This window comes from Halobellus sp. Atlit-38R, from assembly GCF_003665925.1.
Taxonomy (GTDB): Archaea; Halobacteriota; Halobacteria; order Halobacteriales; family Haloferacaceae; genus Haloquadratum; species Haloquadratum inordinatus.
Map to the genome: position 1 here is coordinate 485,641 of NZ_QXIJ01000001.1, position 10,589 is coordinate 496,229.

Below are 10,589 nucleotides of genomic sequence, written 5' to 3' on the forward strand. Positions count from 1 at the left end.
CCACCGGTGTGTCAGTTCTCACGTGCCGCGTCGACGACGCGCGTGAACTCCCGTGCGGTCTCGGTGATCGATTCGAAATCGCCCGCGGCGATCGCCTCGTCGTCCATCAGTGCGCTGCCAGCGCCGACGACCACCGCGCCAGCGTCGATGTAGTCGGCGGCGTTGTCGACGTCGATACCGCCGGTCGGCATCAGTGGAATCTGCGGCAGCGGGCCGGCGATGCTCGACAGGTGGTCCGGCCCCATCGACGACGCGGGAAAGACTTTGACGATGTCGGCGCCCGCCGCGTAGGCGTCGAGCGCCTCGGTCGGCGTGAGAGCGCCAGGTGCCACTACCGTCCCGTATCGATTACACGTCTCGACGACCCCTGTGTCGAACGTCGGGCCAACCACGAACTCGGCACCGCTCGCGATGACCGCGCGCGCCGTCGCGGCGTCGAGGACCGTCCCCGCGCCGACGATCGCCTCCTCGGCCGAGAACGACGCCGACACCTCCGCGATGAGGTCCATCGCGTCCGGGTTGTCGGCCGTGATCTCGAAGGCGGTCACGCCCCCGTCTGCGAGCGCCGACGCGACGTCGATGATCGTGTCCGCGTCGGCCCCCCGCATCACCGCGACGACGCCGCTGTCCACCAGTCGTTGTACATCCTCGTTCGTGTCGGGAGTGACCATCTCGTCTACGGACTCGGCGTCTGCGAGAATAAATCCCGGCGGCGCGATGGCCGCAGTCCAGCGTGCGCGCGGTCCGGCGTGCGTCGCCTCCGGCCCGTTCGCGGCACCGCACGCGTCCAGCCGACGCGTCAGTCTGTCCGCGGCACCGCGAACGCGCCGGCGACGAAGAACGCGATCGCGAGCACGACGACGGCGGCGAGGTTCGGAAGCGCGACCGTCGTCGCGTCGGCGTACGTCACTGCACGAATGCCGCGGGCGACGTACGTCAGCGGCGAGAAGCCGAGCGCCGGGCGGAACCACGCGGGCAGGAGATCGGGCGTGACGAACGTCTCCGAGAGGAACAAAAGCGGCAGCGCGATCGCGTTCGAGGCCGCGATGACGCCGTCCTGTGAGTCCGCGACGCGGCCGATGATCGCCCCGAGCCCGCAGAACAGGACGACGCCGAGCGCGACGAACGGGACCACGAGCAGCGTCGCCGGCGTCGCCGGAATGGTCGTTCCGGTGACGAGGATCGAGAGCGCGAGCAGCAGCAGCGCCGCGACGCCGATCACGACGACGTTCACGAGCGCCTGCGCGAGCAGCCACTCGACGCGGGTCAGCGGCGTCGTCGCCAGTTTCTCGAAGCGGCGGCCCTCCCGATAGCGGGCGACTGTGCTCCCGACGCGCGACAGCGGCGTGAACAGCACGACGACCGCGAGATAGCCGGCGATGTAGTACCCCTTCGGCTCGGCGAACAGGCCGCCACCGGTCGGCTGGGTCTGTACCAGCGCGCCGAAGATCACGACGATGATCGCCGGGAAGAAGAACGTGAAGAACACCGCAGTCCGGCGCCGGAGGAAGGCGTGCCAGGAGGCGGTGAACTCCGCGCGGATCCGACCGAGCCGAGTCATCGTTCCGCCTCCTCGAACGAGGTTCCGGTGAGTTCGAGATACACGTCTTCGAGATCGGGCTGTTTCCACGTCAGCGATTCGAATTCGACGCCCTGGCTCTCGAAGGCGGCGACGACGTCACCGATCTCGCGCGGGCCGACGTCCTCGACGACGAGGTGGCCGTTCCGCGCCGACACGTCGTAGCCGGCGCCGGACGCGTCGAGAGTCGTCGGCGACGCGTCGGTCTCGAAGAGGAGTCGGCTCCGCCCGCCGTGCGCCTCGACCAGTTCACGCGGGGGTCCGCGCGCGACGAGGCGACCGTCGCTCAAGAAGCCGACGCGGTCCGAGAGCCGCTCGACCTCCGCCATCGAGTGGCTCGTGAGAAGCACCGTCGTCCCCCCGGACGCGAGGTCTTCGAGCAGCCCCCACAGCGCGCGCCGCCCCGCGGGGTCGATCCCGGTGGTCGGTTCGTCGAGAAACAGCACGTCGGGATCGTTCACGAGCGCGATGGCGACGCAGACGCGACGCTGTTGTCCGCCCGAAAGCGTCTCGTACCACTGCTCGGCCGTCTCGCCGTCGATGCCGACGTCGGCGAGGACGGCGTCGGGATCGCGTGCCTCGTCGTAGAGGCCGGCGTACTGCCGGGCCAGTTCGCGCGCCGTGAGTCGGCCCGCCGGCGAGAACGACTGCGGGAGGAGTCCGATCTGTGACTCCTCGACTCGGTCGGGGGCACTCCCCAGCACGGAGATCTCTCCTTCGACTTCGGTGGTCCCGGTCAACGCCCGGACCAGCGTCGTCTTTCCGGCCCCGTTGGGGCCGACGAGGCCGAACACCTCCCCGGGATCGATCTCCAGCGAAACGCCGTCGAGGGCCGTCACGTCGCCGTAGGACTTCCGAACGCCCTCGGCGACGAGTGCCGCTGTCATACTTCTGCGTCGGGTCCGTCGGGTGGTAAGGGGTTCGGATTCGCTCTCGGAGCGACGGGGGATCGGGACCGGAGCCCGGGCGGACGAGTTGGCGCCGGACGGGCGAGTGCCTTCCGACGGGCGAGTCTTCTCCGACGGACGAGTGCCTTCCGACTCGGACGAACTACCCTTGTAGGTTCGGCCCTTCCGTCGCCGTATGGATCGACTCCGCAGACGCCGATTCCTTCGCGCGGGCGTCGCCGCCGGATTCGCGGCGTTCGCTGGCTGTAGCGCTCCGAGCGGATCTGACGAGGCAACCGAGACAGATGGGCCGGGCGCGGGAACTGACGAAGGCGGGGCGGCGACGGACGGATCGACGACCGACGAGACGGGTGGGGCGGGGACGCGAGTGCCGACGCCGACGGAGACGGACGGGCCGCGACCCGAACTCGCCGACGCGCGGGTCGCGCTCGACTCCGTGGCGTCGGGCTTCGCAGCGCCGCTGGATTTCGTCGCGCCCGCGGCCACCGACCGTCGGTTCGTCGTCGACCGCGACGGCCGGATCTGGGAGCTCACCGACGAGGGCCGGCGCGAGAGGCCGTTTCTCGATATCTCCGATCGCGTCGTACTCGGGAGCGAACGCGGTCTGCTCGGCGCCGCGGCGCATCCGGACTTCGCCGACAACGGTCGGCTGTACGTTCGCTACAGCGCAGCGTCGCGGGCGGGAACGCCCGGCAACTACAGCCACACAGCAGTTCTGGCGGAGTTCACCGTCGACCCGGATGCACGCACTGCCGCCGCCGACCGGGAGCGCACTGTACTCGAAGTACCCCAACCACAGGGCAACCACAACGCCGGCGCGGTCGCGTTCGGCCCGGACGGATACCTCTACGTGCCGTTCGGCGACGGCGGCGCGGCCAACGACGTCGGGACGGGTCACGTCGGAGACTGGCACGACGCGGTCGACGGCGGGAACGGGCAGGACGTCACGGAGAATTTGCTGGGGAGCGTCCTCCGGATCGACGTCGACGGGCGCGGCGGCGTGGACGGCGCCGACGGCGACAAACCCTACGCGATCCCGGCGGACAACCCGCTCGTCGGTCGCGGGGGACTCGACGAGCAGTACGCCTGGGGGTTTCGGAACCCCTGGCGGCTCTCCTTTTTCGGCGAGGACCTCTACGTCGCCGACGTCGGCCAAGGCGCTTGGGAGGAGCTGAACCTCGTCGAACGCGGCGGCAACTACGGCTGGAACGTGCGCGAGGGCGCACACTGCTTCCGCCGGGACTCCTGCCCGACGACGACGCCCGATGGCACCCCCCTAGTCGACCCCGTCGCCGAATATTCACACGACGGGGGCGGAATTTCGGGCGTCTCGATCATCGGCGGCTTCGTCGTGAACACCGAGACGCTCCCCGGCCTGCGCGGCGCGTACGTCTTCGCGGATTACCTCGCGCGCGGTCGACTCTTCGCCGTCGATACGGGCGCACGGCCGCCGTGGGATATTGCGCCCGTCTCGGTGGTCGGTGACACTGACCTCGGACAGTACGTGCTCGGATTCGGTCGCGACCAGGATGGCGACCTCTACGTCCTCACGACCGGAGGAACCGGCGGCGGGGGCGACAGCGGTCGCGTCGCTCGCCTCGTCGCGCCATAGCCTGGGCGGCTGCCGCCAGATTCAGGACTCGGAGACCTCGTCTTCGTCGTCGTCCGCTGTATCCGCTGACGTGGCAGTCGCGGGCGTCTCGCCGTCGTTCTCCTCCGATCGCTCCTCGCGCGGTTCGACGTCCTCTTTGATCGAGGCGAGTTCGGCTTCGACGTCGACTTCGGGCGCGTCAGCAGACGTCTCGTCGGTCCGTTCTCCGTCACTGGTCCTCTCCTCGTCGGTGGCTGCACTTTCGCGTTCGTGACTGCCGCGCTCGCGGCGGTCACGCTCGTCCATAACGTCGATTTCGACCCCTCCGGATTCGGAGACGCCCCGGTCGAGAGAGTCATCACCCCCCTGTGAACTCTCGTCGCGGCGGTACCCGTACCGCTCGGCGTCACTCTCGCGGGACGTCTCTGCGAGGCGCGTCGACACCTCCGCGGAGAGCCGACGGGCGTCTTCGAGCAGTTCCCGGGAGGACTGCTCTTCCGGCAGGTCAGACTCCGAGAGCGCGGTCTGAAGCTCCGAGAGCGCGCGCTCGACGCCCGAGACAGCGCCCCGGCCCACGCCCGCGACGCCGTCGCTCAGTCGCACCGACGACGACCCGCGCGCTCGGTCGCTCCGCTCGAACGCCGACCGCTCGGGGTCCGCGAGCCGGAGCATTCCGCGGAGCAGTTCGAGCGACTGGATCGCCGTCTCCAGCGTAGCGATGAGCGTCGGGAGGGTGTACTGCTCGGTGAACCGGAACAGTTCCGAGAGGGACGGCGGTCGCGGACGAGTTCCCCGCCGTCGCCCCCGCTCGTCTCCGAGGCGGCTGTCACCGGCCGTTTCCGCGCGCTGTCGGGAGGGATCGTCGGCCTCGCGAAGTTCGTCACGAAGCGCTGTGAGCGTCCGGTCCAGGTCGTCGAGGAGCGCCGGAAGGTCCTCGTCTGCGGGGTCTCTTGAGGCCATATTCGGTCTACGTCTCGGGCGCTGAAAAGCGTGTGCGCCGCTCGGGGACCAGTTCACGAGGAGACGAGCGCTCACGGGTGGACGGATTTTGACTGCCGCACGGGCAGCGCACAAAAGGACAGCCGTTCCGAGTCGGGACTGACGCTCGTGTGGAACGACGGCTCGACGCACCAGGGAGAGAGGTGGTCGAGGTGCGGTATCGAGTGCGACTTTTCCCTGATCGATCGCACGTGGCGTGCGGCCGAGCGGGAAACTCGCAGACGATACCTGCTATAGTAGCATTTGCAAGTCTTCACTCATTCGATCGTACGCTGTCGTGTGATCGGATGAGCAACCAGTTGCAAATGCTACTATAGATGGGGACTACGGGAAGGTCGCGCCGATTAGTCGTCGGCGACGGTGCTCTCCTCGGTCGCCGCACAGCGGTTCGGGCCCAGTTCGAGTTCGGTCTCCTCGCTCTCGTCTTCGGGCTCGTACTCGCCGGCGTTCGTCGCGATGACCTGCTCGTAGTTCGGCGGCTTCGACGGGAGGTTCTCGAACATATGCTCGACGAACTCGTCTTCGGACTGCCGGATGAGCGTGTTGTTCTCCCAGATGTAGCCGACCGTGGAGAACATCGGCTGGCCGGGCGTGACGTCGACGTACTCGCCGTCGTTGGTGACCGAGAAGTGACCCGGCAGGATCTTCACGTCGTTCGGCTCGGTCATGATGACGTTCTGGAGCGTGTTGTACTGGACGCGGGCGCCGTCGCGGGCGTCCTTGTCGGCGAACTGGAGCTCCGTCCGGCCGATGGACTCGACGAACAGCGTGTCGCCCGTCATCAGGGCCTCGTCGTCGACGAGGTACGACGTCATCCCGGTCGTGTGCCCGGGCGTGTGGACGGCCTTGATCTCTACGTCGCCGAGTTCGACGGCGTCGTTCGGCTCGATGGCGTCGAACTCGAACTGCGGGTCGCGCGTCTCGGCGGGCGCACCCAGGTGGTACGGCACGTCGAGCTTGTTCGCGAGCTTTCGACCACCGGAGATGTGGTCGGCGTGGATGTGCGTGTCGAAGACGTGCGTGACCTTCAGACCGCGCTCGTTGGCCGCTGCGACGAACTCGTCGCTCGCGCGGGTGACGTCGATGAGCGCCGCCTCACCGGCGGACTTCGAGCCGACCACGTAGCCCAGACAGCCCTTCGAGCGCCGCTGGAGCTGCAGGATGACCAGGTCGTCGTTGGACGTGGCGATCGGTGCCACGTCGTAGACCATACTCCAGGACTCCATTCCGCCCTCGACGGTCTTGACGTCGTGGGCGTAGCCCTCGCGCTCGAGGTACTCTGCGAAGCTTTCGGCGGAGTTCCCCGTCGCACAGATCGTCACGACGGTGTCGCCGGCGCCGATGTCGTCCTCGTCGAACTCGCCGACGAGTTCGTCGTTCGAGCCGGAGTACTCGACGTTCTCGGCTTCGGCGATGTGCCAGTCCTCGAAGGACTCCGGATCACGCGAGTCATAGAGGATGAAGTCCTCGTCGGCGTCGATCATATCTCGCAGTTCTTCGGCGGTGATTGTCTCGACCATCGTCGGTGCGATATTGTAGGCGTGTACCTAAACCATTTCCAGCAGGGAGAATATTTTGTGCAAAACCGGGCCAGGCGGGGCGATTGCGGCAAAGAACCAGAAATTATTGTGTATATATCTTCACCGTGTGCGCCGCGGGACGTTCGAGATAATGGTTTAAGACCGTGGGAAGCACCAATAACGTCTTGTATCCGTACTCCCAAATTCGTATTGTACTGAAAATGCAATATAATGGGGCTGAGGAATCACTGTCAGAGCTGCCGCCCAGCTCGAAGTTTATCTATCACGTCCTCTCACACGAAGGGTCGATGACGTTGAAACAGATCACAGAAGAGACGCTCCTGTCCTCGCGGACGGCCAGATACGGGCTCAACGAACTGGAAGACGCCGACCTCATCCAGTCGGCACCCGCCCTCCACGACGGTCGGCAGACCTGCTACAGCATTCAGCAGCGGTCGATCGGGGACGACAGGACCGGCTACTCCGAGTCAGTACTGGTCAAACCCGACTTCCTCGCACGAGAGATCCCGGACTTCGAGGAAGACGATCCGGATCTCCGCTTAGTCGAGGTCTCTGCGACGTACGACGAGGGGCACATCCCTGGCGCGATCGAACTCGACCCCCGCCGCGACTTCTCGGCGTCTGGGCGTCGCGTCATCCCGGACGCCGATCGCCTCGAAAGCGTACTGGGCGAGCGCGGTATCACGCCGGATTCGACGGTCGTCCTCTACAGCGACGGGTACAACGAGTTCGCCGCGTTCGTCTACTGGACGCTCAAGTACTACCAACACCGGGACGTCCGTCTCCTCAACGGGGGCAAGCGCTACTGGACGGAGAACGACTACCCGACGACGACGTCGGAGCCGACGGTCACGCCCGTCGAGTACGAGGCGTATCCCCCGAACGACCGGATCCGCGCTCACCGCCGGGACGTCCGCGATGCGCTCTCGGACGACGTCGCCATCGTCGACGTCCGCTCGCCCGAGGAGTACCGGGGCGAAGCCGACGACCCGGCGCGTGCGAGCGGCCACATCCCGCACACCGTCAACATCGAGTGGACGAGCGTCGTCCGCGAATGCGGCCGTTTCGAGCACGCTCGGGCCCTCGAACGACCCTTCGCCGAGGCCGACATCGATCCGACAGACGACATCATCGTCTACTGCAACATCGGTGAACGCTCGGCGCTCGTGTGGTTCGCCCTCTCGGAACTGCTCGGCTACCCCGACGTCTCGAACTACGACGGCTCGTGGTCCGAGTGGGGCAACCTCGTCGACGCACCCGTCGAAACCCCGGACGAAGAGTAACGCCCCCAAGCCCCCTCGCCGTCTCGTGTGCCGGCGACCGACCGATCAGCAGTGTTCTCCCTCTTTTTGCCCACCGCGCCCTGTCACCCTGTACTATCTGCCAATTTCCACTAGGTATTTGTAGTGATCGATGATCTAGTATACGTATGAATAGATTGTCACCAGACAGATTGCTGCGACCCGCCGCCGGAATGCAGCAATTATTTCTCCAAACCTCCGTAATGTGGGATAGATTATGCAAAATACGTGGTGTATGTCACCATTCAGGTGGATCTCAAACTAAGAACGGATGGCTATGGATCAGATAGTAGTTCTCGGTGCTGGGGTCGGTGGCGCGATGTCCGCCAATATGCTCCGGCGTCGACTGGATAGTAGTGACGCGGAGATCACTATCGTCGACAAGAGTACCCAACACGCCTATCAGCCATCGTACTACCTGCTGCCGTTCGGCTATATGGAGCCGGAAGACCAGTTCCGCGACGTCAGCGAGGTAATGCAGAGCGGCGTCGAGTTCCTGCAAGGTGAGGTAACAGGCGTCGATCCGGACGCCAAGACAGTCCAACTGGCCGACGACGAACTGTCGTACGACTACCTCGTCGTCTCGCTGGGACACCGCCTCGCGGCGGAGGCGACGCCCGGAATGATGGAAGGATGGGAAGACACCGACTCGGTGTTCCCGTTCTACTACTTCGACGCGGCGATGGAGATGCGCGAGGCACTCCAGGATTTCGACGGCGGCACGTTCGTCGTCTCCGTTCCCGATACGCCGATCAAGTGCGGCGGCGCGCCGCTGAAGATGACTATGCTCGCGGAAGACTACTTCCAGCGACAGGGCATCCGCGACGACGTCGACGTGGTGATGACGAAGGGCGGCGACGCCGTCTTCGGCGTCTCGCCGTACCGTGAGAAACTCGAAGAGATCTGGAGCGACCGCGACATCGAGTTCCGTGGCGGCTTCACCGTCAGCGAAGTCGACCCCGACGAACAGGTCATCCACTCCGAGGACGGCGAGACCCAGGAGTACGACTTCTACGCGCCCGTCCCGCCGCAGTACGGCCAGCCGGCGCTCACCGACAACTCGCCGCTGACGGAGGGCGACGACGAGCACGACGGCGAGTACGTCACCGTCGACAAGCACACGCTCCAGCACACCGAGTACGAGGACGTCTTTGCGCTGGGCGACGCCGGCAACACGCCGAACGCCAAGACGGCCGCCGCGGCCCGCAAGCAGGCGCACGTCGTCGTCGACAACCTCGAATCGCATATGGAGGGACGCCCGCAGACGGCCAAGTACAAGGGCTACGCTGCCTGTCCGCTCCTCACGAAGAAAGGGAAGGCGATGGTCGCTGAGTTCGACTACGAAGAAAGCATCTCCGCACCCGTCGAGAGCCGGATGAACTGGATTATGGACATCAACATCCTACCCAGTTTCTACTGGAACGCCTGGCTCCACGGGTACGACCCACTCCCCTGACTATGGCGAGCGAAAATCGATCCCTCGACGCCGACAGCGAGATGGAGATCGAGAACCGGGAAGAACTACTCCGGACGATCGACGAGAACGCGGACGAACTCGCAGAGCTCCTCCGGATGCTCGCACAGACGGAGGACCTCGCAGAGGACCTCCTCCCCGAACTCCGCGAGACGGTTCGCGAGAACCGCGAACCGATCCGCGAGCTGCGTGTGGCGTTCGAGCGTGAGGAGACCCTCACGCTGCTGACGAAGGTCGGCGAGGAATCGGACACGCTCTTGGAACTCCTCGACGTCCTCGCGGCGTCGAAGGGGCTCGCCGACGACCTCATTCCGGAGCTTCGTATCGTCGTCCAAGAGAACCGGGAAGTCCTCGAACGGCTCCGGCTCTCCCTGGAGAAAGAAGAGACTATCGTCCTGCTCGAACAACTGGGTGAGAACGCGGACACGCTGATCGAGATGCTCGATCTGCTCGATGCGACCCACGACCTCGCGATGGAGCTCACGCCGGAGCTTCGCGACGTCGCCCAAGACAACCGCGACGTCATCCGCGACTTCCGGATGGCGGCCGCCGGCTTCGCAGACGCCCACGCCGAAAGCGATGTCGAGATGTACGAGCTGGGGCGGAACGCGGGCAATATGGTCGCACTCGTCGAGACGCTCGGCGACCCGAAGGTCACCAAAGCGCTCGACGAGACAGTAGAAGGGCTCGCACAGGACGATCCCAAGCCGGTCGGGTTCTTCGGGCTCATCGGCGCGCTGTTCGACGCTGACGTGCGACGTGCGCTCGGACGGCTGCTCGCCGCCGCTCGGGGTCTCGGGAGCGTCGACTTCGACGACTCCGAGTAACTGAAACCGATCGGTTTTTATCCCTTGGGTCGTTATACTTCGGTACTACGAAAACAGAATTTCGCTTCTGCGGAAGTTTTGTTCTATTCTTCGAAGATTCGCCATCAGAGGGCGAAAAAATAGGTTCTATAGCGCCGGCTTAATACACAACGTCCTAAGGCCGAACTGCAATGACAGAGCCTACGGCAGACCCCGACGAATCGGCCGGTGCCCCGGGAATCGGCGATCAGTTCCCCCAGCTCACCGTGGAGACGAGCCACGGCGAACTAACTATCCCCGACGACTACGAGGGCAAGTGGCTCGTCCTGTTCAGCCATCCGGGCGACTTCACCCCCGTCTGTACCTCCGAGTTCGTCGCCTTCGAGCAGC

Annotated in this window: 10 protein-coding genes; 5 read left to right on the top strand and 5 right to left on the bottom strand. The window is 65.5% G+C overall.

Annotation, left to right across the window (positions count from 1 at the left end; translation table 11 throughout):
- Window positions 1-11: 11 nt before the first annotated feature.
- The 3 genes from D3D02_RS02505 to D3D02_RS02515 all read right to left on the bottom strand — a co-directional run bounded on the left by D3D02_RS02505 (window position 12) and on the right by D3D02_RS02515 (window position 2,466).
- The gene (locus D3D02_RS02505; RefSeq protein WP_121568404.1) at window positions 12-671 is read right to left on the bottom strand and encodes a bifunctional 4-hydroxy-2-oxoglutarate aldolase/2-dehydro-3-deoxy-phosphogluconate aldolase; all 660 of its coding nucleotides are present in this window, start codon (window positions 669-671) and stop codon (window positions 12-14) included.
- Window positions 672-799: 128 nt separating this feature from the next.
- Window positions 800-1,561 (bottom strand): ABC transporter permease, encoded by a 762-nt coding sequence (locus D3D02_RS02510; RefSeq protein ID WP_121568405.1) that lies wholly within the window; start codon window positions 1,559-1,561, stop codon window positions 800-802.
- Window positions 1,558-2,466: an ABC transporter ATP-binding protein gene (locus D3D02_RS02515; RefSeq protein WP_121568406.1), complete on the bottom strand. Its 909-nt coding sequence runs from the start codon at window positions 2,464-2,466 to the stop codon at window positions 1,558-1,560. The genes D3D02_RS02510 and D3D02_RS02515 overlap by 4 nt, the downstream gene beginning before the upstream one ends.
- A gap of 196 nt (window positions 2,467-2,662) precedes the next feature.
- Here D3D02_RS02515 and D3D02_RS02520 point away from each other — a divergent pair, with 196 nt between their 5' ends.
- Window positions 2,663-4,099, top strand: coding sequence for a sorbosone dehydrogenase family protein (locus D3D02_RS02520; RefSeq protein WP_121568407.1), 1,437 nt, complete (start codon window positions 2,663-2,665; stop codon window positions 4,097-4,099).
- A 21-nt stretch (window positions 4,100-4,120) separates the two neighbouring features.
- On the opposite strand, the gene D3D02_RS02525 is transcribed toward D3D02_RS02520, so the two are convergent.
- A complete protein-coding gene (locus tag D3D02_RS02525) occupies window positions 4,121-5,038 on the bottom strand; it encodes a hypothetical protein (protein ID WP_121568408.1) in 918 nt (305 codons plus the stop codon).
- A 383-nt stretch (window positions 5,039-5,421) separates the two neighbouring features.
- Window positions 5,422-6,597, bottom strand: coding sequence for a rhodanese-like domain-containing protein (locus D3D02_RS02530; protein WP_121568409.1), 1,176 nt, complete (start codon window positions 6,595-6,597; stop codon window positions 5,422-5,424).
- Window positions 6,598-6,905: 308 nt separating this feature from the next.
- Here D3D02_RS02530 and D3D02_RS02535 point away from each other — a divergent pair, with 308 nt between their 5' ends.
- From D3D02_RS02535 to D3D02_RS02550, 4 genes are all read left to right on the top strand, one after another.
- Window positions 6,906-7,901: a sulfurtransferase gene (locus tag D3D02_RS02535; protein ID WP_199722989.1), complete on the top strand. Its 996-nt coding sequence runs from the start codon at window positions 6,906-6,908 to the stop codon at window positions 7,899-7,901.
- Window positions 7,902-8,196: 295 nt separating this feature from the next.
- Complete coding sequence (locus D3D02_RS02540; RefSeq protein WP_121568411.1) at window positions 8,197-9,375, top strand: NAD(P)/FAD-dependent oxidoreductase; 1,179 nt, start codon at window positions 8,197-8,199, stop codon at window positions 9,373-9,375.
- 2 nt (window positions 9,376-9,377) lie between these two features.
- Window positions 9,378-10,220 (top strand): DUF1641 domain-containing protein, encoded by an 843-nt coding sequence (locus tag D3D02_RS02545; protein ID WP_121568412.1) that lies wholly within the window; start codon window positions 9,378-9,380, stop codon window positions 10,218-10,220.
- Window positions 10,221-10,390: 170 nt separating this feature from the next.
- A partial coding sequence (locus tag D3D02_RS02550; protein WP_147435567.1) for a redoxin domain-containing protein occupies window positions 10,391-10,589 on the top strand: 199 nt, incomplete at its 3' end.